The sequence below is a fragment of the Synechococcus sp. WH 7805 genome (assembly GCF_000153285.1).
Taxonomy (GTDB): Bacteria; Cyanobacteriota; Cyanobacteriia; order PCC-6307; family Cyanobiaceae; genus Synechococcus_C.
The window spans coordinates 1,728,999-1,755,001 of the sequence record NZ_CH724168.1; the positions used below are offsets into that span (position 1 = coordinate 1,728,999).

Consider the following 26,003-nt stretch of genomic DNA (forward strand, 5'->3'; position numbering starts at 1 on the left):
GATACCAATGCGCCGGCAACTTGATCAGTCGCGGCATTGTTATGCCTTTGAACAGGATTTCATTGGTTCTTGGCGCTGCATTCCTCTGTGTGTCCGCCGCAAACTCGATCTGGCCGGCGTCAAGCTCAAGCTCAGCCACTGGCTTGCGATGTCTCAGGAGCAACGCCAGGCGTTGGTGGATTGGAACGATGGGGCCCAAGAGCTGACGCGGATGCGCGATCACTTGCGCGTCTGCACCGCTGCCATGGCTGATGGGGTTGTGAAGGATCTCCCGCCATGCACGCAGGAACCCTGGCAGCAATCAGATGCTTTGCCTGAGTCTCTCCTGGAGGCTGCGAGGACGCGGCAGGTTCAACTGTCACTGCATCACTGGAGGGATCTCTGCGAATTGGACCGTTTTGCGCTCTGCAAGTTGGCGCGGCCCGGCCACGATCACCACAATCTGGACGCCGCATTCAACGAAGTGCTGGGGTGAGCAGCCGCCGCAGGTTCTCCAGAACGCCTGTGTCCTGTTCCGTCGGTTTCACAACCGATACCGCTGGAGCGACTACCACGGCAGAGGCTTTTAGTTCCGGTTGTTTGGAGATCGGACAGGCCTGATCGTGCATGAGGGCATTGGCTTCGCAGGCTTCGGCCTGAGTGAAGCCCCAATGCATTGGTAGGAACACTGATCCCACGCGGATCCGCTCCGACACGCAAACCCGCGCGGTGAGCGTGCCTCGACGGGATGTGATGGCTGCCAAGCCGTTGTCTTCCAGACCAAAGCGCTTGGCATCGCTGGGATGCATTTCAAGGCTGGGTTCGGGATGCATGGCGTTCAGGCGTGCGACCTTGCCCGTGCGCGTCATTGTGTGCCATTGGCCGAGATAGCGACCCACTGTGAGCACCAGCGGGTACATCTCGCAGGGGGGTTCTGCCAGACCCAGGGGACTGTCCTTTTGAAATCTGGCCCGACCACTGGCAGTCGGGAATCGTTTCTTTTCGTAGAGACGTTTGGAGGTTCTGGTTGGGCCTTCACCCTTGGGGTAAGGCCATTGCTGCGGGCCATGCTCCTTCAGCAGGGAGTGACTAAGACCCGACATGTCGCAGACGCGGGCCGCCGTGAGAGAGGTGAACTCCTCATAAACCTCTGCGGCTGAGCTGTAGGAAAACTGGTCGACGAAGCCGAGTCGTCGTCCGAGTTCTGCAAACACTTCCCAGTCCGCTCGGCTGTCGCCATGGCGGGGCCTGAACGCTGGGCACAAGGTGACCCGCCGCTCTGAATTGGTCATCGCTCCGCTCTTTTCACTCCATTGGGCTGCCGGCAGAAGCAGATGGGCGTAATGAGACGTTTCGGTGTCGGCATAGGCTTCGCTCACCACCACGAGTTTGCAGCGTTGCATCGCGGCTTTGACGCGTTCGAGGTCCGGCATGCTGACCAGTGGGTTCGTGGCAGCCACCCACCAGAGATCGAGCTCCCCCCGTTCCATCGCTTCCACTTGTTTCCATGCGTCCAGTCCTGGTTGGGCAGCAATGGATCCAGGGGCAAACCCCCACGCTTTCTCAACCGCATGGCGGTGCTCCGCATTGGTGACCAATCGGTAGCCAGGAAGCAGATGGGCGAGGCCGCCGGCTTCGCGTCCACCCATGGCATTCGGTTGACCCGTGAGTGAGAAGGGGCCTGCACCGGCTTTGCCGATCTCCCCGGTGAGCAGGTGCAGGTTGATCAGCCCTCCCACAACGGCGGTTCCCTCTCGCCGTTGGTTCACGCCCATCGACCAAAGGCTCAAAATCCCTTCCTTTCGGCTCCAAAGCCTTGCCACTGAACGCAGGTCTTTTTCGGCGATGCCGCAGAACTTGCTGGTTTTTCCTGGTGTCCAGGCCTTGATTGTTTGGGTGAACGCTGCGAAGCCTTCTGTGGCGCTATCGATGAAGTCGCTGTCGAAGCCATTGTCCTGAAGCACCAGGCGCGCCAGGCCATGCAGCAAGGCGAGGTCGGTGCCGGGGGCAAGCGCGAGGTGGTAATCGGCAATTTTTGCTGTATCGGTGCAGCGGGGATCAATCACAACGATGGTGAGTCCCTTGGGATCACGCTTTTTGCGTTTCAACAGGCGTTGGAACAGCACCGGATGGCAGTCGGCTGTGTTGGTGCCGATCAAGAAGGCTACGGAGCAGTGATCGAGATCCTCGTAACAGCAGGGCGGACCGTCGGAGCCGAGACTGCGGGTGTAGCCAGCTACGGCTGAACTCATGCACAGCCGTGAATTGGCATCGAAATTATTGGTGCCGAGGGCGCCCTTCAGCAGTTTCTGAGCGATGTAGTAATCCTCGGTGTGAAATTGCCCGGAGCCGTACATGGCAATGGCATCAGCCCCCTTGCTGGCCAAGGTGGAACGAATGCGCTCGGTGAGCAGGTCGAAGGCGCTGTTCCAGCTGATGGCCTGGAACGGATCTGCCAGTGTTGCTCGGTATAGAGGCTGGCTAAGGCGACCTTGTCCCAGGGTCTCTCCAACCGTGGCACCTTTAATGCACACCTGTCCGTGGCTGGATGGGTGCTCGCGATGACCGCGTGCACTCCACATCGGATTACCTTCGGCGTCCCGCTTTACCGCTTTTCCGGCTTCTCCTGGAGGCAAGAGGTCCAGACCGCAGCCAACGCCGCAGTAGGGACACTGACTTTGCACAGACGCGGTGGTAGGCGACATGGCAGCAATCCGATGAATTGAGAAACCCCCGATGCCAGCGGCATCGGGGGTGGTCACCATCCGAAGATGGAGCTGAGGTGTTAACCAGCCATCGAGGGAGTGCCCTCAGAGGCGGTTTCACCTTCGTGCAAGTCAGCGAAGGAGCCCTTGGGTTCCTTCAGGAAGAAGAAGCAGAAGAACGCGACGATCAAACCAGCAATTCCCAGGATCTGGAAAAAGGCACTGTTGGATGCTGCAATCGTTTCTGGAGTTGGTTCACCAGCACCGCCCATCCAAAGCGGCAGCAGGCTGAAGATGGTGAGATAGGTCACCGCACCAACGTTTCCGTAGGCACCAACCAAGCCAGCCACCTGTCCGGTGACGCGACGTTTGACCAGGGGCACCAACGCAAAGGTGGCGCCTTCTCCGGACTGCACAAAGAAGGAAGCGAGCATGGTGATCAAAACGGCGATCACGATGCCGGTACTGCCAGTAAAAGTTCCGGGCTTGATCAAACTCATGATCAGATAACCAAAACCCAGCCCTGCGGTGAGGAAACCCATGGTGTTTTTGCGGCTGCCGAGTTTGTCAGAAATCAGACCGCCTGCTGGACGAGCCACCAGATTCACAAAAGCGAAGCAGGAGGCAAGAATTCCAGCCGTTGCTTTCGGCAGATCAAACGTGGTTTCGAAGAACGTGGGCAGCATGGAAACCACGGCCAGTTCTGAACCGAAATTCACGATGTAAGTCAGCTCAAGAATGGCAACCTGTTTGAACTCATAACGATCCTCCTTGGGGTATACCTTGGTCCCCATGATCAACTCTCGGTTGGTGCGGACGATGCCCCAGGTTTGAAAAACAAACCAGACCAAGACCGCAAGCAGAGCGAGAGGATAGGTGGATGCGTTGAGGAATCCAACTTTTTGAAGTCTCCAGCACAACACGCAGAGAATGGCTGCGAAGGGAACATTCATTCCCAGAAGTCCCCAGAAGTCACGCATGCTGGTGACTTCAAGGCCTGCCGTTCGCTCAGGGCGCTGATAGACCTTCCCGGGTGGTGTGTCAGCCACATTGAAGTAGTAGATCACGCCATAGATGGCTGAGATAATTCCCGTCAGAGCGATGGCACCGCGCCAGTTCAGAACGGCTCCGGTTGGCAATTCGAAACCACCGGAGAAGGAGAGCCATCCAGCCAGGCCGACCAGTGACAGTGCAGAGAATGCGGATCCGAAGTTTCCCCAACCCCCATAAATGCCTTCAGCGAGACCAATTTCTTTGGGGGGAAACCATTCGGCCACCATGCGGATGCCGATCACAAATCCAGCGCCAACGATTGACAGCAGCAGACGAGCCACCACCAACTGATTGAAATCCTGCGCAGATGCAAACATCAGACAGGGGATCACCGAAAACACCAACAGCGTGGAATAGGTGAGCCGGGGACCAAATTTGTCGAGCAGCATGCCGATCAGCACACGTGCAGGAATGGTGAGGGCCACGTTGCAGATAGCCACAGTTCGAATCTGACCAACCGTCAGGCCAAGATCGGCTTTCACGGTGGTTGCTAGAGGAGCGAGATTGAACCAGACAACAAAAGTAAGAAAGAATGCAAACCAGGTGAGATGCAGTGTTCTATATCTGCCCTGGAATGACCAAAGTTCGCCAAGCATGGGGTTTGGTTTAGATGAAGAGTCAAACCCCGGCTTCGAAAAGAATGCGCTCAGGATTCAAAATGCGGCGCTCATGCAGACCGCCTCTTCATTGCACCATTTGCAGTGCCTCCATCCGGTTGTATTTGCTACTAAATATTGGGCGTTGCTCAGTCGCTGCAAGCATCACAAAAAGCCCTTGATGGCAAAAAAGTAGTTGTTGTTACAGAAGTGTCTTCCCAGGGAAGTGATAGGTGGCTCATTCATTCATTGTCGATGGCTCGTTCGCTTCGTGCTGTGGTCTTTGCAGGAGGTGCCAGCGAGAGAATGGGAACAGATAAAGCCTTGCTTCGCCATCCCAATGGCGACAGCTGGTTAGTCACAACGGTCAACCTTCTGCGCTCAGTGGATCTTGAGGTATGGGTGCTCAGTGGTCATGGCAGCCACCGGAAATGTCTGGCCGGTCAACCCGGCGTGACCGTTCAAGCTGAGCCTTGGGCACCGGCAGGCCCTTTGCAGGCCTTCGGTTGTGTGTTGTCCGAACGGGAGGATGAAGCATGGCTCACGCTTCCTGTGGACATGCCTGGTCTTCGCCGCAGCACGCTTCTGTCCCTCTTGCAGCATTGGCGCCGGGCCGAAGGCCTGGCCTTGGTGGCAGAGGGTGGTGATCGCTTACAGCCGTTGTTCGGTGTGTACCCCTGTGGAGCGAACAACAGAACCGCACTCGATCAGGAGTTGGCCGAGGGACGCGGCAGATGGTTCGGTTGGTTGGAACGAATTGACTACACCACGTTCCTTTGCCCAGACCAGGATCTAATCAATGCGAACGGGCCAGATGATCTGGCAGCGTTGATGCGATGAGCCCCTTACCAGCTGAGTTCGATCAATGGAGCCGACCATTCGGCGTTCTGAGGATCTCTTTGACGGCCCGCTGCAACTTGGCCTGCCCGTATTGCTGCCCGGACCAAAAGGATCCACCGGGATTATTGAATCTTGATCAGCATCTTCGTCTGATTCGTGTTGCCAGCGGTTTAGGCATCCAGACGTTGCGCCTGACGGGAGGTGAACCCCTTCTCAGCGATCGCTTGTTGCCACTGCTTGAGGCGTTGGCGGCAGGCCGTGCTGACGCCGCCGATCCCCTTTCTCGGTTGCGAGACGTGGCGTTGACCACGAATGGGGTGCTGCTGACGCCGGAGAAAGCCCTGGCCTTGCGGGCCGCCGGTTTGGATCGCATCACGGTGAGCCTGGATGCCCTCGAAGGAGCGGTGGTGGCCAAGATGGCTGGTCTGCGTGGTGGGCAAGGCGCCGGTGATCGGTTGGTTGAGCAGGTTCTCGGAGGACTCACCGCTGCCCGCCGCGCTGGCTTTGACCCTGCAAGCGGAGGGCTCAAGCTCAATGCCGTGATGCGACGAGGACTGAATGACTGCCAATTGCTGCCACTGGCGAAGCTGGCGCGGGACCGAGGGGTTGAGCTTCGTTTGATCGAATACATGGACGTGGGGAATCGCAATGGCTGGACTTCAGATCAGGTGATCTCAGCGGAGGAGATGATTCAGCGCATCGATGCGCATTGGCCTTTGCAGTCGATGTCGCGGCAGTCGGGTGCTACAGCCCGCCGATGGCGTTACGTGGATGGTCGAGGTTGCATCGGGGTGATCGCTTCGATCACTGAGCCCTTCTGTGGGGACTGCAATCGTTTGCGTGTGACGGCCGATGGTCAGGCCTACACCTGCCTGTTTGCCCCTGAGGGCACGGACCTTCGTCCTTTTTTGCAGAGCGAGGAGGCCTTGAAGGCTGTTCTTCGTGGGCTCTGGCGGCAACGCCGGGATCGCTACAGCGAGGAGCGTCACTGGACCAACGAATCAGCCCGTCATGCGGAGATGGCCTATTTGGGTGGCTGAAGCGTTGCCGATGCCACCGTTTTCCTTGGTTGAGGCCACTACAACTCACTAGTTGTTGTTTGCCGTCAAAAGACGCATCGGGGATGTTCGAATTGCTGTCCTATGAGCGCTTCCGCGACACACCAGCGGTGCGTTTCTTTGACGTGACGGTGGAAACGTCCAATGCCCGTGATCTGGTGATTCACAGCGGGCCTGCAATCAGTCCGCCCGATGATCCAGACAGCGGGGCCTGGCAGTTCTATTTGCATCCTCATCAGGAAGACAATCTTTTAGCGGCCAGTGGTGGCCGTACTTTTTATCTGGTGAATCTGGCTTGGACGAAGCCGTTTCACATCGTGCGTCTCCAAAGTGGTGGCGACATCCTGCGCATTCCACCCGGTACCTTCCATCGCTCGGTGTCGGACCCAGATGGTTCCGTGGTCCTCAACCAAGCGGTTCGGGAGGAAGGGGTGTCGTTGGTGCAGGAGTTCCGGGTTTACAACAGTGCACGCATTCCGGCTCTGATGGCTGTGACATCGATCCAGGCCCCACCGCCGCGTTTTCACGGCGTGGAACCCTTGGCTCAGGCAGCCTGAATCAGGGGTGCGACGGGTGCTGATAGGGGTTCGGGCTCCACAACGGCTTCAATGGTCCAAGTGAGTTTGCTTTCAGTGGCCACAGGGCCACTGAATGTTCCCTGAACGGCTGCGGTGAGATCGGGCTTCGAGGAACTGGCCAGCACGATGTAGCGCGAGGTGATTTCCCCACCGGCGCTCGGATCAAAGCCACGCCATCCGGCACCTGGTAGATAGATCTCGGTCCAGGCGTGCAGGTCGTACTGCTCAGGGGCAGGTTCAGCCAGGTGATAACCGCTGACAAATCGAGCTGGAAGGCCGACGCTTCGGCAGCACTCCATCATCAGCATCGCTAGATCGCGGCAGGACCCAACGCGTTCGCGCAGGGTGCGGCCCGCCGGCCAGGCCGGGCCTATATGGCGCTGGGTGTACTTGACCCGGTCCCGAATCATCTCCATCAGTTGCTGAAGAAAGGGCAATGCCTGCTGGTTGCCTCCCATCAACGCGTCCTGAGCCAGTTCCACCGCTGAAGGATCATGCTGGCCATTGGGTAACCAACCCTCCAGGGCACCCAACAGGTCGTGGTTCAACTGGCCCCTTGGGTAGGGAAGTGGCGGCTCAAGGCCGTTGAAGCAATCGAGAAGAGGAGCGGCTTGCCGGGTTTCCACCAGGCTTCTGGCTTCGATCTGAAGCGAAGCGGTCGACCCTTGGAAGCGCACTCGCTCGATTGCATCACCACTGGCTGCCAGAAGCTCATGGCTGTGAACAGGAACCGGTGAGATCTGCAGCGAATGCTGAATCAGGCGTTGATGGCCCTGCGCACGGGGTCTCAGGCAGAGGCGGTGTTCCCCCAGTTGTACCGGAGCCTCATAGCGGTACGTGAGACGGTGGATCAGCTCAGCGCGCATGACGGGTCGGTGGGAATGGAGCCGAAGTCGGTGGTCGTGAAGTAACGACGGTGGATGAGTTCATGCAGCTTGTTGAGGTCGCTTTGCAGTTGATCCACGGCCTCATGCAGTCCCCGTTCAATCACAGCATCGATGCGGACAAAGCTCCATTGGGCCAACAGTTGGCCACGCAGGCACTCCAGATCATCCGGGGGGCCTGCATGGGGACCCGCATGAATACGCTCCAGCGTGGCGTTGATCTCCTGCAGACAGAAGCGGACCGAGCGGGGAAAGATTGGATCCAGTAGCAGAAATCGCGCCACCGACACTGGTGTGATCGCCTGCTGAACGCTCTGGCGGTACATCTGATAGGCCCCAGCTGTCCGCAGCAGGGAGATCCACTGCAATTCATCGAGAACCCCGCCCACCTCCGTTGGCGTCGGCAACAGCAGGAAGTACTTCACATCGAGGATGCGGGAGGTTTTGTCAGCCCGTTCGATCAGCCGCCCCAACTGGCTGAACAGCCAGGCCTGATCGCGACTGAGAGTCACATCGGTAATGCCATAGAAGAGCTGGCAACCGCGACGGATACTGCGCAGTTGCTCCTGATCCGGTTCCTGCCAGAGCGCCTCGCCGTCTTGAACATTCCAATAGAGATCATTGAGTTGTTCCCACATTTCTGTGGTGATCACATCGCGGATCTGGCGAGCGTTCTCACGGGCATTGGCGATGCAACTCACGACGCTGTTGGGGTTGTTGCGATCCAGTAGCAGAAAGCCAACAACATCCCTTGGACTTCCCAGGGGATAGCTTTCGTCAAAGCGTTGACGGTCTCCATTGGCATCGACCAATGGAAGCCAAGGCTCAGCGCTGCCGGGGGGGCAGTCCAGGGCCATGGCTTCGCTCACTTCTAGAAATCGGGAGATGTTTTCGGCCCGTTCGACATACCGGTTGATCCAGTACAGCGAATCGGCCACACGGCTCAGCACGGTACGAGCTCCGGTTTCTCGGCCGTTACGGCACTGTCGCTGACCACCCAGGTGTCCTTGCAGCCGCCACCCTGGGAAGAGTTCACCACCAGGGAACCGCGTTTCAATGCCACTCGAGTCAGGCCGCCGGGGCTGACCCAGTCGCTCTTACCTCGCAGTACATAGGGGCGCAGATCCACATGGCAGGGGTACAGCTCTCCTTCACTGAGGGATGGAACTGTGGACAGCTGCAGGGTGGGCTGGGCGATGAAATTGCGCGGGTGTGCCTTGATCTTCACCGCGAAGCTCTCAATCTCCTCAGTGCTGGCGTGAGGCCCGATCAACATTCCATAGCCGCCGGCTTCGGCGACTGATTTCACCACCAGCTCGTTGAGATGCTCAAGCACAAAACGGAGGTCGTCGTCCCTTGAACAGAGATAGGTGGGGACGTTGTCAATGATCGGTTCTTCGTTGAGGTAATACCGGATCATGGCCGGCACGTAGGCATAGATCAGCTTGTCGTCGGCGACCCCGCTCCCAGGGGCGTTGGCGATGGCCACCCGACCAGAGCGCATGGCATCGATGAGCCCTGGGACACCGAGCATCGAATCACGCCGGAAGACGTTTGGATCGAGGAAATCGTCATCGATGCGCCGGTAGATCACATCCACAGGTTCCCGGCCAGCAGTGCTGCGCATCCAGACGCGTCCGTCCTCACAGATCAGATCGCGGCCTTCCACCAGGGCAATGCCCATCTGCTGGGCCAGATAGCTGTGCTCGAAGTAGGCGCTGTTGAACACGCCGGGGGTGAGCAGTACCACTCTGGGGGCATCACTCCAGGGGGCCAGATCCTGCAGCGTGCGCAAGAGATGGGAGGGGTAATCGTCGATCGGCTGCACTGTGCGGCCCGCAAACAGGCTCGGGAACAACCGTTTCATCACCCGGCGGTTCTCAAGGAAATAAGCCACGCCGGAGGGGCAGCGCAGGTTGTCCTCCAGAACCCTCCAGGTGCCGTCGCCATCGCGGATCAGATCCAGACCGGAGATATGGCACCAGCGATTGAGCGGCACGGTGATGTCCTGCATCTGGGGCCGCCAGCCCTGGGAGCTCTCCACATCCTCACGCGGGATCACGCCATCGTTGAGGATCCGTTGGGGACCATAAACGTCCGCCAGAAACTGATCAATGGCCTCCAGGCGTTGCACCAATCCGCGCTCCAGAACGGACCATTCCTGGCGGTGAATGAGTCTTGGCAGCGGATCGAAGGGCAGAATCCGCTCTCCGCCATGCAGACCTGATCCGTTGAGTCGGAAGGTGGCGCCGAGACGTCGTAACAGGTTGCTCGCTGAGGCGTGACTGCGATTTAGCTCCGCCAGCCCCATAGCGCCGAGGGAGGACAGAAGTGGCTCCAGATCAGCACGGGGAGCGGACTGTTCGCGGCAGAAATATTCGTCGTACCCCTCGGTTGGTCGGTACTCGGTGAACATCGCCTGAGTAATTAACACCCTCATCCAAAAACTCGAGCAGGCCCCTGCTGGTTGTGATTGCTACACATTTCGAGATTGGAGGCATCAAGCCACTGGCAGCCTGTGATTCAGGTAGCCCTGGCGACTTTGTTATCAGTCGGTGGAAGATTGCGAACACCGCGATTTGCTTGTCTTAGATCTGCTGAAGAGGACATTCGCTTTGGATGACAATCTCTGGGCTGGAATGATCTTTGCCCTTGGTGCTGCGGTGACCCTGGCCACTGTGGTGATGATTCTTTCCGGTCATCTTCGCTGCCGTGATCGGGGAGCGTCGGATGTCCGCTGACGCTGCCCCTTTTCTGGCACCAGGGATTGCATGGGCGCTTGTGGTGCTGTTCTCCGTGTTGTGGATTGCGCTAGGGATCGCCTGGGGCCGCCGCGGTAAAGGAGATGCGGACGATTTCATGCTGGCGGGCCGCAACATCGGGTTGGCCCTGAGCACAGCCACCTTGATGGCGTCTTGGGTGACGGGCAACACGACCCTTCTGGCCCCGGAATTCGGCTACAGAACAGGCCTCTGGGGCATGTTCAGTTACGCCCTGGCAGGACTGGGGTTGATTTTGTTTGCGCCGCTGGCCGCTCGCATCAAGCAGCTGATGCCCAACGGACGCACCAGTGGTGATTTCATTCGGCTGCGCTACGGACGCTTGGCTTGGTGGGTGTTCATGGTGATCACCGCCGTGTACACCCTTGGCTTTCTGATGACCCAAGCCATGGGCGCTGGGCTGTTACTCCAGGCTCTATCTGGGTTTGACTACCACGTGGGCATGGTGGTGGTGATCGGTGTCGCAACGGTTTACACGTTGTTTGGTGGCATGCGGGCGGTGATTGGAACCGATTTCATCCAATCGCTGCTGATCATGGTGTTGCTGGCAGTGGTGGCGGTACTTGCTTTTCGTCAGTTCCCGATGCCTGAGGTGCATGCTCGCTTGATCGCTGAGCATCCCGACCGTCTTGATCTGCTGCTCCCCGCCGGTCTGTTGATCGCCTGGAATTCAGCTCTGTTCTCGATGGGTGAGGTTTTTCACAACAACATCTGGTGGTCCCGAGTGTTCGCCAGCCGTCGCAGCGTGGTGATGACATCTTTTCTGTTGGGGGGGCTGGCCTGGATGAGTGTCCCCTTGGTGACGGGCTCGATCGGTCTGGTCGCACTGGCCAGAGACCTGCAGCTGGAGCAGGTGAACATGGTGTTCCCAGTGATGGCGGCCGATCTTCTTGGGGCTGGTGGGGCTGCATTGGTGTTTGTCGTCGTCTTCGCGTCACTCACCTCCACTTTGGATTCTCTGTTGGCGTCCACCGCGGATTTGCTGGCTGAAGACGTCTATTTCCGTCTGCTTCGTCCCCAGGCCAATGATGCGCAGCTCAAGCAGGCGGCACGGCTGATGGTGGTCGGTCTGGCCGTGGTCACTGTGGCCCTGTCCTGGCCGCGGCTGGACTCGCTGGCGTCGGTGTTGTTCTTTACCGGTGCGTTGGTGGCCTCAACGGTCTGGCCTGTGGCTTGCGGTCTCTACTGGTCATCCGCCAATCGTTGGGCAGCGATCGTCGCCATGGTTGCCGGTAGTGCTGTCGGTCTGACGGCCTACGTTCTGATTGCCCCTTATTGCGCGGCAGTGTTCTCCGCGGCGGTTTCGGCCGTCGTGATGGTGGTGGGCAGTCGTCGGAAGCCCGAACGGTTTGATTTCAATCTCTTGAAGGAGGAGGGATAACGCCATGGTGATGTCGGTGTTGCTCATGGTTCTGGTGGACCAACGCTGGTTCCGTGTCGTCCTGGTGGGAAGTCAGGTGGCGCTCGTTTGCTCTGTGCTAGCGCTGTTGTTGATTTGGTTGATTGAGTGGAGAAGCGGACGTGTCTGGTAAGTGTTCGTTTCGAACATATTTGGGGTGTTTTGTATTAAATCAAACTATTTTTTGAGTCTTTTTCTAAAGAACGTGTATCGAGCTAGACGTTCGCACTCAACTCTTGTTATCGAGAGAGGATGTGATTCACAGCACAAGCACGCGATTTACACGTCGGGTGTTGATGCACTTGCTTATGGCAGATCCCGGCACTGCAGTGATTGAGGAGGTATCGGCGCCGCTCCGCTTCCGGCCGATGGGTCCCGATGTGTTCGGTCATGACCAGCCTCAGGAGCTTCTGGCTGCCATCGCTGAAGATGGCGAGCCCTTGTTGGATCTGATCGACCAGCATGTTGTGTCGATGCAGGCGTTCCGACCCGAAACTCTGCTTCAGCTGTTTCGATTGGCTGCGAAATTCGAGAGCAACCCTGACCGTTACTGCCGTCACAACACGCCGCTCACCGGCAAGATCCTGATCAACGCTTTCTACGAGCCCAGCACGCGCACACGCCTTTCCTTCGACAGCGCCTGGCATCGCCTCGGCGGCGATTCGATCAACATCACCGACCGCAGCACCACCGGGATCGCCAAGGGGGAGTCGCTGGAGGATGTGGCGCACATGTTCAACAACTACGGCGACTGTGTGGTGCTGCGCGACAGCAATCCGGATGCTGTCTATGCCATGACTTCCACTCTGCGGATTCCGATCATCAATGCCGGCAATGGCATTGATGAGCATCCGACGCAGGCGATGGCGGATCTCTACACGATTTTCAAGTGGCGTCCCAGTTTGGCTTTGACTGAGGTGTTGCCCAAGGATCGGATCCGCATCGGGGTGATCGGTTTGCCGTCACGGATGCGCACTGTGCGTTCATTGCTGCGGATCCTCAGCAAATTCCCCCAGATCCTTGAGGAGGTGGTGGTGATTCATGCGGCCGGGGTTGACTCAGAAGCGCCTCTGTTTGATCCGGGTCAACTGGAGGAGCTGGAAGCGAGCGGTGTGACCATCCGCTGCAGTTCAGATCTGGCGGCTGAGATTCCCGAGCTGGACGTTGTTTACATCAATGCGATCGCCTGGGTTGGCGACAGCTATGAGGTGCACGGCGGTGGATTTCGTCTCACCCGGGATCTGCCGTTCAAGCCTGAGGCGATCGTGCTGCACCCCCTGGCGCGGGGCCCCGAGCTGAGCACCTGTTTGGATGACACGCCGCACAACTGGTATTTCAGCCAGGCGCGTGGGGCGGTGTTTCTGCGCATGGCATTGCTCACCTGCATGGTGAATCGTGCCGAGCGGGTGATGGATGTGATCTGAGGCGAACTGATGTGCGGAATCGGAGGTGTATTTCTGGCGGATCGTCGTCAGACGTTGGATCGTCAGTTGTTGGTCAACATGGCGGCCATTCAGTCCCATCGCGGACCGGATGGTTTCGGTGTGGAATGCATCGACGCTGCCGGTGTCGGCTTCTGTCATGCCCGGTTGTCGATTATCGATCTGAACGAATCGCGGGCAAGGCAGCCATTCCTCAGCGACGACCGCCAGGTGCTGATGGCGCACAACGGCGAGTTCTACGACTTTCAGCGCATCCGGGCTGATCTCACTGCTCAGGGGGTGCGTTTCAGCACCAAGAGTGATTCCGAGATCCTGCTGCGTCTCTATCAACGGCAAGGTCTCGAGTCCACGTTGCCCTTGCTGCGGGGGGAATTCGCCTTCGCCTTGTTTGATGCCGTGGATGACTGTCTGTATCTGGTGAGGGATCGCTTCGGTATCAAGCCCCAGTACTGGACGATGACGCCTGAGGGAGTGGTGTTCGGCTCCGAGTTGAAGGTGCTGTTTGCCCATCCATTGGTGGAGAGACGTTTCACCTCGGAGGGTCTGTTTCATCAATTGATGCAGACCATGGTTCCGGGAACGACCGCCTTTGCCGGGGTGCACCAGGTTCAGCCCGGTCATGTGCTGAAGGTGCAACGCAGGGGTGACCGGCTTGAGGTGTCGGAGTCCACCTATTGGGATGTTGATTTTCCCCGTTTGGATCAGCGGGACAGCACCCTCACCGAGGCCGATCACATTGCCAATGTGCGGGCTGCTCTGCTGGAAGCGGTGGAGATGCGGATGGTGGCGGATGTGCCGGTTGGTTGTTATCTCTCCGGCGGCATCGACAGTTGTTCGATCCTCGGTCTGGCGTCGGCGGTGAGTCAGGGTCCCGTCAAGGCCTTCACGATCGGATTTGATGATGCCCGCTACGACGAAACACCCATTGCTGCCGAGATGGCAGAGGCCACGGGTGCCGAACAGGACGTGATGCGTCTGTCGGGCCGTGAGTTGTATGGCCACATGGAACAGACGCTTTGGCACACCGAGCGCACGATCTACAACACCCTCGCTGTGGCCAAATATCTGATGAGTCGCCACGTCAACAACGTTGATTACAAGGTCGTGATGACCGGGGAAGGGTCAGATGAGCTGTTCGGTGGTTATCCAGCCTTTCGGCGCGACATGTTCCTCCATGGTTTGGATGATCTGCCGCAAAGCGACCGCCAAGATTGGGAATCTCTGCTTCAAACCAACAATTCCCTGGTGCAGGGAGCGATGCTGGCGGCTGATCAGGTGGATGATCCCGACCTTGATGCTGTGGTGGGTTTCACCCCCAGCTGTCTGCAGCCCTGGCTGGCCTGCGCGCCGCTTGTGCCTGATCTGCTGGCTGAAGAGCACCGCCAGGCGTTAGCGGAGTATTCGCCGGGTAAGGCCATTGCTGAGCAGTTGAATCCGCAGCAACTCGAGGGCCGCCATGCCCTCGACAAGGCTCAGTACGTCTGGATCAAAACGATGTTGGAGGGCCAGATCCTCACCTGGGGAGGTGATCGCGTCGACATGGCCAATTCCATGGAGGCTCGGCCGGCTTTCCTTGATCACCACCTAGCGGCCGCTGCGGTGCAGGTGCCTCCGGAGCTGCGGATCAAGGGCAAAACCGAGAAATACGTGCTTCGGGAGGCGATGGCTGGCTTGCTGCCGGAGGTGCTCTACAAGCGTGAGAAATTTGCCTTCATGGCGCCTCCGGCCCACACCGAGCCTGAGAAGTGGGCGCAGATGAAGCAATTGGCCGATGACTACCTGAGTGATGAGGCGATTGATGCGGCTGGGTTGTTGAGCAAAGAGGGGGTGCGTACCTTGTTTGCGCGCCATGACGACCCTGTCACCACCGACGCCGAGAGGGTTCAGATGGACGCTGTGATCAACCACCTCCTGGGTGTTCAGATGCTGCATCGGATGTTTGTGGCGGCCGATGTGCCAGCTCAGGCTCGCGAGCAGGCTGATCACCTCGGTTGGCGGGTATTGATGCCCGTTTGAATTCTTTGATGAGGGTTAAAACGTCGCATTGACGACAAGCTCAATTGGGTTCCAAAGCGAAACTGGACCTTGGTTTGAACTGAAGGTCACGATCCTTGCCCGAGCTGTTGATCCATCGCTCACAAATCGCTCCAGCTGGAGCCGATCGAGAGCGGTTAGGTGTCCAGCCTCGGCGCGACAGATTGATTGATTCGCTCGAGTCCATGGCGGCCATTGGCCTTCAAGCCGATGGAAGCGTTTGTCGCCGCGGGTTTAGTTCGGCCGATGTTCAAGGCCGGGACCAGCTTGCGTGCTGGATGCAAGAGGCCGGCATGCAGCTGCGTGTGGATGCCGCTGGCAATTTGATTGGCCGGCTCGAGGGGCAGGACCCCTCGTTGCCGGTGCTGATGACGGGTTCGCATTTGGATACCGTCCCAACAGGTGGTCGTTTTGATGGAGTCCTTGGCGTCTTGGCGGGCCTGGAATGCGTCCGTGCGCTGAATGATGCGGGGCAGCGTCTACGACACCCCTTCGAGGTCGTGGCTTTCGCTGATGAAGAGTCAACGATGGTCGGCTGCAAGGGCATGGCTGGCACGGCATCGATGGACCCATCGGCTTACGCCACCAGCAACGGGGATCCGATTGACATCAACCTGGAGCGAATCGGTGGTCACTGGCCATCCCTGCCCTCGGCGGCGCGATCTGATTCAGCCGTTGCAGCCTTTCTTGAACTGCATGTTGAGCAAGGTGCTGTGCTCGAGCAGCGGCGCGATGCCATTGGCATTGTTGAGGGCATCGTCGGGCAGAGACGTTTCAGCATTCATGTAAAGGGTCAGGCCAACCATGCCGGCACAACGCCGATGGGACTCCGACAGGATGCCCTCGCCGCTGCCTCCCGGATTGTGCTGGCGGTGGAAGAGATGGCTCGGTGTCATCCCGGTGATCCGGTGGCGACGGTGGGACGTCTTGAGGTTTGGCCCAATGCCGCCAACGTTGTTCCAGGCTCCGTGTCGATGACGGTGGACATTCGTGATCTGGATCCCGCTGTTCTCGACCAATTGGTGTCCTGCTTGCAGGACGAGCTGGAATCCATCGGCTTGGCAACCGGCTGTGCAATCCGGTTGGAGCCGCAGTTTCAGGTGTCGCCCACACCCGCTGACGCGCTGGTGATGGCCACGATTGAATCGGTGGCTGAAGATTTGGGGTTGAGCATGAGTCGGCTTCCGAGCCGTGCCAGTCATGACGCCCAAGAGATTGGGCGGCGTTGGCCCATGGGAATGATCTTTGTGCCCAGCCGCGAAGGTTTGAGCCATTCAGCAGCTGAATTCACCAGTGACAGTCAGTGTCTGGCAGGAACCGCTGTTCTCTTGCACACCCTTGAACGATTGGATCGTGTGCTCTCATGACGTTCTCGATCGTTGCTCGTGATCCCAGCAATGGTCGTTTCGGTGTTGCCGTTGCCACCTGTCATCTCGCAGTGGGCTCCACGGTTCCGCACATCCGCTCTGGAGTGGGCGCAGTTGCGACACAAGCCCATACCAATCCATATCTAGGAATCTGCGGCCTGGAAAGGCTCGAACAGAGTGCTGATGCTGATGTGGTGCTGGCCAGCTTGCTTGCCGATGATCCTCTCCGCGAACGCCGTCAGTTCCACCTGATTGATGCACAAGGTCGTACCGCTGCCTGGACGGGGGGGGACTGTGGATTCTGGGCTGGGCATCGCCATCGCATGAATCTCTCTGTTGCTGGCAACTATCTGGTCGGCGAGACGGTTCTCACATCCATGGAACAGGCCTTTCTGGCAAGTGATCCATGCTGGAAGTTGGGTCGCCGTTTGATGACGGCACTGATCGCGGGTGAGGCTGCCGGAGGTGATGGTCGCTCGACACATTCAACTTCGGCTGCGCTGCAAATTAGTGGTGAAGCAGCGTTTCCGTTGCTTGATTTAAGGGTTGATTTTCGGGATTTGGCAGTTTCTGAACTGATGAATGTCTATGAACGAAGTCAAGAGCTCTGGGCCCAGCAATGGCGTGATTCATTTTCAGAATTGCCACAATTAAATCGTCTCATTGCTTGAGCGGTGATTACTGAGAGTGAATGGATGTTCTCCATTCCACAGTGACACCAGCGATGTCTGCATCGTGTGCAAGATGATGCATGCATTCAGTTGTAAAAGCTGCTTTTCCTCCTATCAAGGCATCCCACTCTTGTTGCGGAAAGTGGCATTGAAGCCAAAACACGCCATGAATGCTTGCAGGCTGGAGTTGAACAAAGTTTGACTCCAGTGTTTGTGCGATCAGATCCATGTTGTGTGTGCAACATATTTCCATTACGCCCTAGATTTGATCGCCAAGTTGTTTTATTTGTTACCGAGTTGCGAATCGCTTGGCGGGTTAGGGCAATCTTGCAATCAGTAAGATGAACTGCCTTTTCGTGGCTGTTTGCCGCTCTTGTAAACCAGCTTAGAGGCGATAGCGATCGTTTAGTGGGGGTCGTGATTGTTTTCCGAAGCAAACTTCGTTCCACTTCTCATGGTCTGGCTTGTATTGCGCTTCGCATGAAGGGAAGTGGACGCTTATGGCTAAAAATGCAAGATGCGTTTGCGCTTAAGCCTGTTTTTCTATCATTCATATTGATGCAAATTCATGGCTTTAATTGTTGAGGGTTGGTTTTCAATTGCAATGAGCTCCAGCGCCCGTTGTTAACAGTTGCAGCGCAACATGAAAAAAAGTGTTGGCCCTTTCGGGCCCTTCGTGGTCAACGTGCTGGATGACCCGCAGGGTGGAGCTCAAAGCAGCAGGTAGCGCTGGGCGAGGGGCAGCACCTCGGCGGGCTCGCAGGTGAGCAGTTCACCGTCGGCGAACACCTCATAGGTCTGCGGATCCACGCTCACCTTGGGCAGGGCGGAATTGAGTTTGAGAGCGCTTTTGCCCACGCTGCGGGTGTCCTTCACGGCCATGCAGGTTCGTTCCAGGCCCAAGTGGCGTTGGATGTCGGAATCCATGGCTGCTTCGCTCACGAACGTGAGGCAGCTGGGAGCCAAGGCTTTCCCGAAGGCGCCGAACATCGGCCGGCCGTGCACAGGGCCGGGGGTGGGAATGGAGGCATTGGCATCGCCCATCTGGGCCCACACGATCGACCCCCCCTTGATCACCACCTCCGGGCGAATGCCGAAGAAGCCCGGTTTCCACAGCACCAGATCGGCGAGCTTGCCGGTTTCGATCGAGCCCACCTCGCTGCTTATGCCATGGGCAAGAGCGGGGTTGATCGTCACCTTGGCGATGTAGCGCTTCAGGCGATGGTTGTCGTTGCGGCTGGAGTCTTGCGGGAGTGCACCGCGCTGCACCTTCATCTTGTGGGCGGTCTGGAAGGTGCGGGTGATCACTTCGCCCACGCGCCCCATGGCCTGGGAGTCACTGGCGATGATCGAGAAGGCGCCCAAGTCGTGAAGGATGTCTTCGGCAGCGATTGTTTCGCGGCGAATTCGCGATTCGGCGAAAGCCACGTCCTCGGGGATTCTGGGGTCGAGGTGGTGACACACCATCAACATGTCGAGGTGCTCTTCGAGCGTGTTACGGGTGTAGGGCCGGGTGGGATTCGTGCTGCTGGGCAGCACATTTGCTTCGCCGCAGATCTTGATGATGTCCGGGGCATGGCCGCCGCCGGCACCTTCGGTGTGGAAGGTGTGGATCGTGCGTCCTTTGATGGCGGCAATCGTGTCTTCCACGAAGCCGGCCTCGTTGAGGGTGTCGGTGTGGATGCACACCTGCACATCCATCCGGTCGGCCACAGACAGGCAGGCATCGATGGTGGCCGGCGTGGTGCCCCAGTCTTCATGCAGCTTCAGGCCGCAGGCACCGGCGCGCACCTGTTCCTCCAGGGCTTCCGGAGTGCTGGCGTTGCCCTTGCCGAAGAAGCCCAGATTCACCGGCAGGCCTTCAGCGGCCTGAAGCATGCGGCCGATGTGAAAGGCCCCGGGGGTGCAGGTGGTGGCATTGGTGCCGGTGGCCGGTCCGGTGCCGCCGCCCATCAGCGTGGTCATGCCACTGGCCAGAGCGGTTTCGATCTGCTGCGGACAAATGAAATGGATGTGGGTGTCGATGCCCCCGGCCGTGAGGATGTGTCCTTCCCCGGCGATCGCTTCGGTGCCCGGGCCCACCACGATCGTCACCCCGGCCTGGGTGTCGGGGTTCCCGGCTTTGCCGATGCCGACGATGCGGCCGTCCTTCAGACCAACATCGGCTTTGACGATGCCCCACCAGTCGAGGATCAGGGCATTGGTGATCACTGTGTCGACGGCACCGCCGGCTCGAGGGGTCTGGGACTGGCCCATGCCGTCGCGGATCACCTTGCCGCCGCCGAATTTCACCTCGTCGCCGTAGACGGTGAAGTCTTTCTCCACTTCAAGAATCAGCTCGGTGTCGGCCAGGCGAAGCCTGTCGCCGGTGGTGGGGCCGTAGGTCTCGGCGTAGGCCTGGCGGGAAATGCGATAGGGCATGGGTCAGGCGTCGAGGGGTCCGTTGATCTGGCCGTTGAAACCGATCACGCGTCGGTCACCGGCAAAGGGAATCAGGTTCACGTCTCGGCTGTCACCCGGTTCGAAGCGGATGGCGGTGCCAGCGGGGATATCGAGCCGCTGACCGCGCGCGGCAGTGCGGTCGAACTGCAGGGCAGCGTTGGCTTCTGCAAAGTGGAAGTGGGACCCCACTTGCACGGGGCGGTCGCCGCTGTTGGCGACGTGGAGGCTGGTGACGGGCCGGCCTGCGTTGAGTTCGATCTCGCCGGGTTCGGGCAACAGCTCGCCGGGAATGAAGGGTGCCATCGGTTCAGCCTCAACGAATGGGGTCGTGCAAAGTGACGAGCTTGGTGCCGTCGGGGAAGACCGCTTCGATCTGCACCTCCTGAACCAGTTCGGGAATGCCGTCCATCACTTGATTGCGGCTCAGCCAGGTGGTGCCTTCCTGCATGAGTTCCGCAACGCTCTTGCCGTCGCGGGCACCCTCCAGCACAAGGAAGCTCAGCCAAGCCACCGCTTCGGGGTGGTTGAGCTTCAGGCCGCGGTTGAGCCTCCGTTCCGCCAGCAAGGCAGCGGTCACGATCAGGAGCTTGTCTTTTTCCTGGGGACTGAGATGCATGGACTGGCTCGGTCGTTATCAGTGTGTCCTTACCGCGGGCACAGCAGTGTTCGTTTTGAACGATGATGGCGGCAAAGGCTGTTCCTGCAGAGGCCAGACCCGTGGGATCTGTGGAGCGCTCAAGGCGCGCAGGGCGCGGGTGCGAGCCCAGATGCGGCTGAACCAGAAGCGGGCATCGCGGCTGGACGGACCGGAATAACGGGCCACCAGGCCTTGGTCCAAGGCGCTGCACCGCATCGTGCCGTTCAGGCCTTCGCGATCGCTGCGGACCAGCTCCAGTAGTTGCGTCAGAGCTTCGCCGTTCAATGGCATCGGCGCAGCCCACACCAGCGACCCGAACACCGGCCTTTTGTTCAGCCCGTGCTGGTCGTTGAGGGCATCGCCCCCCAAGTCCAGCCGGTCCACCAGTTCCCAGCGACTGGCTTGATGAGGTTCGACACTGCGTCGGCAGAGGCTCAGGGCTGAGCGCCAGCGACCCTGCTGCAGGGTTTCCCCGGCGGCGGTGCGGCCTAGCCGCACGATTTCCGCGCTGAGAAAGGAGGCGTTGGCGGGTAGTTGCACTGTCAGATGCTGCTCAAAGAGGGCATTGGCATAGAGCACCAGCTCCTGGGGTAGCCATTCCAGATCGCTGCTGTTCGCCAGCTTGCAGTGCACCTGTTGACGGGCCCATTGGCCTTCGGGGTGCAGGCGGCTGCGACCGATGGATCCGTAGACCTTCTGGGCGGCGACGCTGGTGATCAGGCAGCGGCTGTTTGTGTTTAAGTCCAGCGCAATGCTGAGTTGATCGCCTCCCACGAGTCCTCCTGCTGTGTGAAGGATTGGCAGTTCACAGCGGCCGTTTTTGCCCTGTTCAGCCCGCAGAAGCTTGAACGGGGCGCTGCAGCCCCCTTGGTGAACTGTGCCTGCGTCGCCGTGCTCGGTCTGCCGGTGTTCAAACCGCAGCTCGCAGCGGCCATGCCAGGGATCGAGGCGTTGCATTCCCCCACGCTCGGTTCTCGAGCTGCGATGACCTGTAGCAATCAACACCAAATCAAGGCAGACGGCTGGGCAGGCTCAGGGTGAAAGGGGAGCAGCCTTGGACGACAACGCGATGAGTGACAACGTGAGCGATCACAAACCGATCGTGTTGGAGCATCGCCAAGTGGGTGAGGCCGTTGGAGATTTTCCGCCCGACCGCCGCCTGCAATTGCCGCTCACGGCTGAAGAACGCACGGTGCTTCGCGGGCGCCGCTGCAGCGATTGTGGGCTTTCTCTTTTGCTTCAGTTGCCTCGGGAGGGCCCCCTTCAGCCCGGTGATCGCTTGTTGGATCGTTCCCGGAGCTGGGAGGTGGTGGTGATTGCGGCGCCGGAACCGTTGCTGCGGGTGCAGGCGGATTCAGTCTTGGAGCTTCTGCAGGCGGCGTATCACCTCGGTAACCGCCATGTGGCGCTGGAGCTCCACGACGGGGAATTGTTGTTGCTAAAGGATTCGGTGCTGGAGGCGATGTTGCGCAGCCGTGGCTTGCGTGTGAGTGCCTGTGAGCGTCCGTTTCTTCCGGAGGGAGGCGCCTATGGAGGTAGTCCCAGCCATGCCCACCGCCACAGCCATGTCCACAGCCACAGCCATGAAACGCCATGACCTCCCTGGCGTTGCTCCAGTTGGTGAGCCCGGCTTTGCCGGTGGGAGCGTTCAGTTACTCAGAGGGGTTGGAGGTCTTGATCCAGGCCGGAGCGCTGAAGAGCGAGGCTTGCCTTGAGCAGTGGTTGATCGCCGAGTTGGAGCGGGGAACGCTGCGGCTGGAGGCTGCATCTCTTTCCATTTTGATGACTGACTTGAATCGCTGGATGAACGGCGCTGATCAGTCGGCTCGTTTTCGTTTGCTGGAGCTGGATGGTTGGCTGCTGGCCACCCGTGAAGCTGCGGAGGTGCGGGCTCAACAACGTCAGATGGGGGGGTCTCTACTCCAGCTGTTGGCCGATATGGGTCATCCACTGACAGAACCAACCCCCCTGGCCTGGCCGGGGGCATGGGCTTGGGCGGCACTGTCGCTGGGGGTGTCGGAGGCTGACACGGTGGAGGGCTACCTCTACAGCTGGGTCGCCAATCAGCTCAGTGCGGCCGTGCGTCTGTTGCCTTTGGGCCCGACCAGGGCTCAGGTGCTTCAGCACCGACTGTTGCCGCGGATCGCTGCCGAGGCCCAAAAGCTCCTCGCTGCTGATCCACGGACCTTGTGGTCAGCGGGCGTGGGGGCATCACTGGCGCAGCTGTCCCATGCTGAGTTGTATTCCCGTTTATTCCGAAGCTGATGGGGAGCAAATTGCGGCTGGGTGTGGCTGGACCGGTGGGGTCCGGCAAAACCGCTCTTGTGGAGGCGCTTTGCCGGCGACTGCGGGATCAACTGCAGTTGGCGGTGGTCACCAATGACATCTACACCCAGGAAGATGCTCAGTTCTTAACTCGTGCAGGAGCTTTGGAGCCGTCGCGGATTCGCGGTGTGGAGACCGGTGGCTGTCCCCACACGGCCATCCGGGAGGACTGCTCCATCAACAGGGCGGCGGTGGCGGAGTTGGAAGCTCAGTTCCCAGCTCTGGATCTGGTGTTGGTGGAGAGCGGCGGCGACAATCTGGCGGCCAGTTTTAGTCCGGAGCTGGTTGATCTCTGTATTTACGTGATTGACGTGGCCGCAGGCGACAAGATCCCACGCAAGGGCGGCCCCGGGATCACGCGTTCGGATTTGCTGGTGATCAACAAGATCGACCTGGCGCCTCTGGTGGGAGCTGACCTGGCCGTGATGGAGCGCGACTCCCTACGCATGCGCGGCGATCGCCCCTGGTGTTTTACCAACCTGCACAGCGGTGAGGGGCTGGATTTTGTGGTGGCATTTGTGTTGCGACAACTACCGAATGTTGAGTCGATTTCCTCGTTTTGAGGGCTGATTGGTCTGTTTGGTAGTCAGCGCTACTAGTGAAGGTTTGCCTCGCTGAGAATGTCATGAGTGCTAACGCAACTGTCAGCACTCTTAATTCACCATGTCTCAACCGTTGTCAAAACGTATCCTGATCAGCCTGGCGGCGGCCTCTCTTGGCTTGACAGTCACGGCTTGTGGTGGTGGTGATCAGGCCTCCAATGTCGAGTACGACGACACCGTGAAGGTTGGAATTCTTCATTCCCTCACTGGCACGATGGCTATCTCCGAGACCACCTTGGCGGAGACCGAGAAAATGGCGATCGCTGAGATCAATGCCGCCGGTGGCGTTGAAGTGGACGGCAAGAAATACAAGATCGAGTACATCGTCGAAGACGGTGCGTCTGATTGGCCCACCTTTGCCGAGAAGTCCAAGAAGCTGATCGACCAGGACCAGGTGCCTGTCGTTTTCGGTGGCTGGACCTCCGCCAGCCGCAAGGCCATGCTTCCCGTCTACGAATCGAAGGACGCCTTCCTCTACTACCCAATTCAGTACGAGGGCCAGGAGTGTTCCAACAACATCTTCTACACCGGTGCCACTCCGAACCAGCAGTCGGAGCCTGCCACCAAGTTCATGTATGAGAAGTCGCCTGCTGCTGGCAAGCCCTTCTTCCTCGTGGGTTCGGACTATGTCTTCCCACGCACCTCCAACACCATCACCAAGGAACAGCTCAAGTCCCTGGGTGGCGAAGTGGTCGGTGAGGACTATCTGCCCCTCGGCAACACCGAGGTTGCTCCGATCATCGCCAAGATCAAGAAGGCCCTGCCCGATGGTGGTGTGATCATCAACACCCTGAATGGTGACCAGAACGTCGCCTTCTTCAAGCAGATTCAGGACGCCGGCATCACCCCCGATAACGGCTATTACGTGATGAGTTACTCCATCGCGGAAAGCGAGATTAAGGACATCGGAACTGAGTTCCTTGAGGGCCATTACGGTGCTTGGAACTACATGATGTCGATCGACACACCTGCTTCCAAGACTTTCGCGGAGAACTATAAAAAGTTCACCAAGGATCCTGGAGCTGTTGTCGCTGACCCTCAGGAGTCGGCTTACAACATGGTCTATCTATGGAAGGCTGCTGTTGAGAAGGCAGGCACTTTTGATGACGACAAGGTTCGTGAGGCCCTGATTGGAATCGAATTTGATGCCCCTCAGGGTCCTGTGAAAGTGATGCCTAACCATCACCTTTCTCAGACAGTTCTGATCGGAGAAATCGGTACCGATGGTCAGTTCAAGATTCTGGAATCCACTGATGGCCCTGTGGCTCCTCAGGCCTGGAACCAGTTCGAGCCCAGCTCCAAGGGTTTCGCTTGCGACTGGACCGACGCCTCCAAGGGCGAGAAGTACAAGCTCTGATGGCTCATTGAGGTCCTAACTGCTGAATGATTTCTGGAGGAATCCCTGCTGGGATTCCTCCTTATCTTTTGGTCTAATCGCTTAGTTAACCAATTTTCGTGCAACTGCTTTTTGAGAGCCTGTTCAACGGTGTAGCCATCGGCTCGGTGCTGCTGGTAGCTGCCCTCGGATTGGCGATCGTGTTTGGTTTGATGGGTGTGATCAATCTCGCGCATGGCGAGCTGATCATGCTTGGGGCTTACACCACTTATGTGGTTCAGCTGATCTTCAAGCTGCCTGTGTTTCAGCCTATTTACGACACCTATGTGCTGGTGGCGATTCCGCTGGCCTTCATCACAAGTGGCGTGGTGGGCATTCTTTTGGAACGCACCGTGATTCGCCGCCTCTACGGCAATCCTCTCGAAACACTCTTGGCAACCTGGGGCGTCAGCTTGATCCTGCAGCAGTTCGTGCGCAGTGTTCCACTGGCTCAGGCAGCTGGTGCGGTGCTTGCTCTGGTGCTTGGTTTTTCGTTGCCCTTGCTGCTTCCCAAGGCCCTGCTGCAAGGTTCTCGAGCTCGTTGGATGCGCGCCGGCAGCTGGGGTGTTTCGGCTCTTGTTGGTGTGGTGTTTGCCAATGGATTGGCATCTCAGGTCAGCCGGATCGCGCGTGCCACCTCTCGCAATGTGGATGTGACGGCACCCAAATGGATGCGCGGCGGGCTTGAGTTCGCCGATCTGACCTTCCCTGTGCCTCGTCTGGTGATCATCATGATCACGGTGGTGGCTGTTGTTGGCGTCACTTGGTTCCTCAACCGCAGCGTCTGGGGCATGCGCATTCGTGCCGTGACCCAGAACCGAGAGATGAGTGATTGCCTTGGTATCCCCACCGACACTGTCGACGTGCTCACCTTCGGTATCGGTTCGGGGTTGGCTGGCGTTGCTGGTGTGGCGGTGTCGTTGCTGGGTTCAGTTGGCCCGAATGTGGGGACGTCTTACATCGTTGGCTGCTTCATGGTGGTGGTGCTCGGCGGTGTGGGCAATCTGCTGGGCACGGTGCTCGCCTCTTTCGCCATCGGCTTGCTGACCGACCTCATTGGTGCAGGGCGGTTGCTTTCGATCTGGCCTGGTATGCCCGCCCCCCTGGAGGGAGTGGTGAAATTCTTCGCCACCACAAGCATGGCCCAAGTGATGGTCTTCGCTCTGATTGTGGTGTTCCTGCAGTTCCGTCCAGCGGGTCTGTTCCCGCAGAAGGGACGCATGGTGGAGGCCTGAC

At 58.7% G+C, this 26,003-nt stretch carries 25 protein-coding genes; 16 read left to right on the forward strand and 9 right to left on the reverse strand.

Going from position 1 to position 26,003, the window contains the following annotated elements:
- The first annotated feature begins 7 nt into the window (after positions 1 to 7).
- Positions 8 to 475 (forward strand): nitrate reductase associated protein, encoded by a 468-nt coding sequence (locus tag WH7805_RS08970; protein WP_006042743.1) that lies wholly within the window; start codon positions 8 to 10, stop codon positions 473 to 475.
- On the opposite strand, the gene WH7805_RS08975 is transcribed toward WH7805_RS08970, so the two are convergent.
- Complete coding sequence (locus tag WH7805_RS08975; RefSeq protein WP_038005313.1) at positions 456 to 2,684, reverse strand: molybdopterin oxidoreductase family protein; 2,229 nt, start codon at positions 2,682 to 2,684, stop codon at positions 456 to 458. The genes WH7805_RS08970 and WH7805_RS08975 overlap by 20 nt on opposite strands.
- An 80-nt stretch (positions 2,685 to 2,764) precedes the next feature.
- Positions 2,765 to 4,333 (reverse strand): NarK family nitrate/nitrite MFS transporter, encoded by a 1,569-nt coding sequence (locus WH7805_RS08980; protein ID WP_006042745.1) that lies wholly within the window; start codon positions 4,331 to 4,333, stop codon positions 2,765 to 2,767.
- 255 nt (positions 4,334 to 4,588) lie between these two features.
- Between WH7805_RS08980 and WH7805_RS08990 the strand changes: the two genes are divergently transcribed.
- The 3 genes from WH7805_RS08990 (at position 4,589) to WH7805_RS09000 (ending at position 6,788) form a co-directional block, all read left to right on the forward strand.
- Complete coding sequence (locus WH7805_RS08990; RefSeq protein ID WP_006042747.1) at positions 4,589 to 5,173, forward strand: molybdenum cofactor guanylyltransferase; 585 nt, start codon at positions 4,589 to 4,591, stop codon at positions 5,171 to 5,173.
- On the forward strand, positions 5,170 to 6,213 hold the full coding sequence (moaA, locus tag WH7805_RS08995; protein ID WP_006042748.1) for a GTP 3',8-cyclase MoaA: 1,044 nt from the start codon (positions 5,170 to 5,172) through the stop codon (positions 6,211 to 6,213). The genes WH7805_RS08990 and moaA overlap by 4 nt, the downstream gene beginning before the upstream one ends.
- An 83-nt stretch (positions 6,214 to 6,296) precedes the next feature.
- Positions 6,297 to 6,788, forward strand: coding sequence for a hypothetical protein (locus tag WH7805_RS09000; RefSeq protein ID WP_006042749.1), 492 nt, complete (start codon positions 6,297 to 6,299; stop codon positions 6,786 to 6,788).
- On the opposite strand, the gene WH7805_RS09005 is transcribed toward WH7805_RS09000, so the two are convergent.
- Genes WH7805_RS09005 through WH7805_RS09015 form a run of 3 tightly spaced genes read right to left on the reverse strand, consistent with a single transcriptional unit; the run spans position 6,776 to position 10,109 of the window.
- On the reverse strand, positions 6,776 to 7,675 hold the full coding sequence (locus tag WH7805_RS09005) for a transglutaminase family protein (RefSeq protein ID WP_006042750.1): 900 nt from the start codon (positions 7,673 to 7,675) through the stop codon (positions 6,776 to 6,778). The genes WH7805_RS09000 and WH7805_RS09005 overlap by 13 nt on opposite strands.
- Positions 7,660 to 8,643: an alpha-E domain-containing protein gene (locus tag WH7805_RS09010; protein WP_006042751.1), complete on the reverse strand. Its 984-nt coding sequence runs from the start codon at positions 8,641 to 8,643 to the stop codon at positions 7,660 to 7,662. The genes WH7805_RS09005 and WH7805_RS09010 overlap by 16 nt, the downstream gene beginning before the upstream one ends.
- Positions 8,637 to 10,109: a circularly permuted type 2 ATP-grasp protein gene (locus tag WH7805_RS09015; protein ID WP_006042752.1), complete on the reverse strand. Its 1,473-nt coding sequence runs from the start codon at positions 10,107 to 10,109 to the stop codon at positions 8,637 to 8,639. Before WH7805_RS09015 ends, WH7805_RS09010 begins: the two co-directional genes overlap by 7 nt.
- A 199-nt stretch (positions 10,110 to 10,308) precedes the next feature.
- Between WH7805_RS09015 and WH7805_RS15100 the strand changes: the two genes are divergently transcribed.
- From WH7805_RS15100 to WH7805_RS09045, 7 genes are all read left to right on the forward strand, one after another.
- Positions 10,309 to 10,434 (forward strand): hypothetical protein, encoded by a 126-nt coding sequence (locus WH7805_RS15100; RefSeq protein WP_255344563.1) that lies wholly within the window; start codon positions 10,309 to 10,311, stop codon positions 10,432 to 10,434.
- Complete coding sequence (locus WH7805_RS09025; RefSeq protein ID WP_006042754.1) at positions 10,424 to 11,854, forward strand: sodium:solute symporter family protein; 1,431 nt, start codon at positions 10,424 to 10,426, stop codon at positions 11,852 to 11,854. The genes WH7805_RS15100 and WH7805_RS09025 overlap by 11 nt, the downstream gene beginning before the upstream one ends.
- Positions 11,855 to 11,858: 4 nt before the next feature.
- Positions 11,859 to 12,005, forward strand: coding sequence for a hypothetical protein (locus WH7805_RS14980; protein WP_006042755.1), 147 nt, complete (start codon positions 11,859 to 11,861; stop codon positions 12,003 to 12,005).
- Between the two features lie 175 nt (positions 12,006 to 12,180).
- Complete coding sequence (locus WH7805_RS09030; protein WP_006042756.1) at positions 12,181 to 13,296, forward strand: aspartate carbamoyltransferase; 1,116 nt, start codon at positions 12,181 to 12,183, stop codon at positions 13,294 to 13,296.
- A 9-nt stretch (positions 13,297 to 13,305) separates the two neighbouring features.
- Complete coding sequence (gene asnB / locus WH7805_RS09035; RefSeq protein WP_006042757.1) at positions 13,306 to 15,330, forward strand: asparagine synthase (glutamine-hydrolyzing); 2,025 nt, start codon at positions 13,306 to 13,308, stop codon at positions 15,328 to 15,330.
- A 104-nt stretch (positions 15,331 to 15,434) separates the two neighbouring features.
- Positions 15,435 to 16,715 (forward strand): Zn-dependent hydrolase, encoded by a 1,281-nt coding sequence (locus WH7805_RS09040; RefSeq protein WP_232199045.1) that lies wholly within the window; start codon positions 15,435 to 15,437, stop codon positions 16,713 to 16,715.
- The gene (locus WH7805_RS09045) at positions 16,712 to 17,386 is read left to right on the forward strand and encodes a DUF1028 domain-containing protein (protein WP_006042760.1); all 675 of its coding nucleotides are present in this window, start codon (positions 16,712 to 16,714) and stop codon (positions 17,384 to 17,386) included. The genes WH7805_RS09040 and WH7805_RS09045 overlap by 4 nt, the downstream gene beginning before the upstream one ends.
- Positions 17,387 to 18,097: 711 nt before the next feature.
- Here the strand turns inward: WH7805_RS09045 and ureC are convergent.
- Genes ureC through WH7805_RS09065 form a run of 4 tightly spaced genes read right to left on the reverse strand, consistent with a single transcriptional unit; the run spans position 18,098 to position 21,422 of the window.
- The gene (gene ureC, locus WH7805_RS09050; RefSeq protein ID WP_006042762.1) at positions 18,098 to 19,807 is read right to left on the reverse strand and encodes an urease subunit alpha; all 1,710 of its coding nucleotides are present in this window, start codon (positions 19,805 to 19,807) and stop codon (positions 18,098 to 18,100) included.
- Between the two features lie 3 nt (positions 19,808 to 19,810).
- A complete protein-coding gene (locus WH7805_RS09055) occupies positions 19,811 to 20,131 on the reverse strand; it encodes an urease subunit beta (RefSeq protein WP_006042763.1) in 321 nt (106 codons plus the stop codon).
- Positions 20,132 to 20,141: 10 nt separating this feature from the next.
- Positions 20,142 to 20,444, reverse strand: a complete 303-nt coding sequence (locus WH7805_RS09060) for an urease subunit gamma (RefSeq protein ID WP_006042764.1) — start codon at positions 20,442 to 20,444, stop codon at positions 20,142 to 20,144.
- An 18-nt stretch (positions 20,445 to 20,462) separates the two neighbouring features.
- A complete protein-coding gene (locus tag WH7805_RS09065) occupies positions 20,463 to 21,422 on the reverse strand; it encodes an urease accessory protein UreD (protein WP_006042765.1) in 960 nt (319 codons plus the stop codon).
- Between the two features lie 112 nt (positions 21,423 to 21,534).
- On the opposite strand from WH7805_RS09065, the gene ureE reads away from it, so the two are divergent.
- From ureE to WH7805_RS09090, 5 genes are all read left to right on the forward strand, one after another.
- Positions 21,535 to 22,062: an urease accessory protein UreE gene (gene ureE, locus WH7805_RS09070; protein WP_038004605.1), complete on the forward strand. Its 528-nt coding sequence runs from the start codon at positions 21,535 to 21,537 to the stop codon at positions 22,060 to 22,062.
- On the forward strand, positions 22,059 to 22,730 hold the full coding sequence (locus WH7805_RS09075) for an urease accessory protein UreF (RefSeq protein ID WP_006042767.1): 672 nt from the start codon (positions 22,059 to 22,061) through the stop codon (positions 22,728 to 22,730). Before ureE ends, WH7805_RS09075 begins: the two co-directional genes overlap by 4 nt.
- On the forward strand, positions 22,730 to 23,353 hold the full coding sequence (gene ureG / locus WH7805_RS09080) for an urease accessory protein UreG (protein WP_006042768.1): 624 nt from the start codon (positions 22,730 to 22,732) through the stop codon (positions 23,351 to 23,353). The genes WH7805_RS09075 and ureG overlap by 1 nt, the downstream gene beginning before the upstream one ends.
- A gap of 100 nt (positions 23,354 to 23,453) precedes the next feature.
- Positions 23,454 to 24,749: an urea ABC transporter substrate-binding protein gene (gene urtA / locus WH7805_RS09085; protein WP_006042769.1), complete on the forward strand. Its 1,296-nt coding sequence runs from the start codon at positions 23,454 to 23,456 to the stop codon at positions 24,747 to 24,749.
- 98 nt (positions 24,750 to 24,847) lie between these two features.
- On the forward strand, positions 24,848 to 26,002 hold the full coding sequence (locus tag WH7805_RS09090; protein ID WP_006042770.1) for a branched-chain amino acid ABC transporter permease: 1,155 nt from the start codon (positions 24,848 to 24,850) through the stop codon (positions 26,000 to 26,002).
- Position 26,003 lies beyond the last annotated feature (1 nt).

Excerpts from the sequence above, each read along its gene's own strand:
- WH7805_RS08970 (WP_006042743.1), top strand. The coding sequence starts at position 8 with ATGCGCCGGCAACTTGATCAGTCGCGGCATTGTTATGCCTTTGAACAG.
- WH7805_RS08975 (WP_038005313.1), bottom strand. The coding sequence starts at position 2,684 with ATGTCGCCTACCACCGCGTCTGTGCAAAGTCAGTGTCCCTACTGCGGC.
- WH7805_RS08980 (WP_006042745.1), bottom strand. The coding sequence starts at position 4,333 with ATGCTTGGCGAACTTTGGTCATTCCAGGGCAGATATAGAACACTGCAT.
- WH7805_RS08990 (WP_006042747.1), top strand. The coding sequence starts at position 4,589 with ATGGCTCGTTCGCTTCGTGCTGTGGTCTTTGCAGGAGGTGCCAGCGAG.
- moaA (WP_006042748.1), top strand. The coding sequence starts at position 5,170 with ATGAGCCCCTTACCAGCTGAGTTCGATCAATGGAGCCGACCATTCGGC.
- WH7805_RS09000 (WP_006042749.1), top strand. The coding sequence starts at position 6,297 with ATGTTCGAATTGCTGTCCTATGAGCGCTTCCGCGACACACCAGCGGTG.
- WH7805_RS09005 (WP_006042750.1), bottom strand. The coding sequence starts at position 7,675 with ATGCGCGCTGAGCTGATCCACCGTCTCACGTACCGCTATGAGGCTCCG.
- WH7805_RS09015 (WP_006042752.1), bottom strand. The coding sequence starts at position 10,109 with ATGTTCACCGAGTACCGACCAACCGAGGGGTACGACGAATATTTCTGC.
- WH7805_RS09025 (WP_006042754.1), top strand. The coding sequence starts at position 10,424 with ATGTCCGCTGACGCTGCCCCTTTTCTGGCACCAGGGATTGCATGGGCG.
- WH7805_RS14980 (WP_006042755.1), top strand. The coding sequence starts at position 11,859 with ATGGTGATGTCGGTGTTGCTCATGGTTCTGGTGGACCAACGCTGGTTC.
- WH7805_RS09030 (WP_006042756.1), top strand. The coding sequence starts at position 12,181 with ATGGCAGATCCCGGCACTGCAGTGATTGAGGAGGTATCGGCGCCGCTC.
- asnB (WP_006042757.1), top strand. The coding sequence starts at position 13,306 with ATGTGCGGAATCGGAGGTGTATTTCTGGCGGATCGTCGTCAGACGTTG.
- WH7805_RS09045 (WP_006042760.1), top strand. The coding sequence starts at position 16,712 with ATGACGTTCTCGATCGTTGCTCGTGATCCCAGCAATGGTCGTTTCGGT.
- ureC (WP_006042762.1), bottom strand. The coding sequence starts at position 19,807 with ATGCCCTATCGCATTTCCCGCCAGGCCTACGCCGAGACCTACGGCCCC.
- WH7805_RS09055 (WP_006042763.1), bottom strand. The coding sequence starts at position 20,131 with ATGGCACCCTTCATTCCCGGCGAGCTGTTGCCCGAACCCGGCGAGATC.
- WH7805_RS09060 (WP_006042764.1), bottom strand. The coding sequence starts at position 20,444 with ATGCATCTCAGTCCCCAGGAAAAAGACAAGCTCCTGATCGTGACCGCT.
- WH7805_RS09065 (WP_006042765.1), bottom strand. The coding sequence starts at position 21,422 with ATGCAACGCCTCGATCCCTGGCATGGCCGCTGCGAGCTGCGGTTTGAA.
- ureE (WP_038004605.1), top strand. The coding sequence starts at position 21,535 with ATGAGTGACAACGTGAGCGATCACAAACCGATCGTGTTGGAGCATCGC.
- WH7805_RS09075 (WP_006042767.1), top strand. The coding sequence starts at position 22,059 with ATGACCTCCCTGGCGTTGCTCCAGTTGGTGAGCCCGGCTTTGCCGGTG.
- ureG (WP_006042768.1), top strand. The coding sequence starts at position 22,730 with ATGGGGAGCAAATTGCGGCTGGGTGTGGCTGGACCGGTGGGGTCCGGC.
- urtA (WP_006042769.1), top strand. The coding sequence starts at position 23,454 with ATGTCTCAACCGTTGTCAAAACGTATCCTGATCAGCCTGGCGGCGGCC.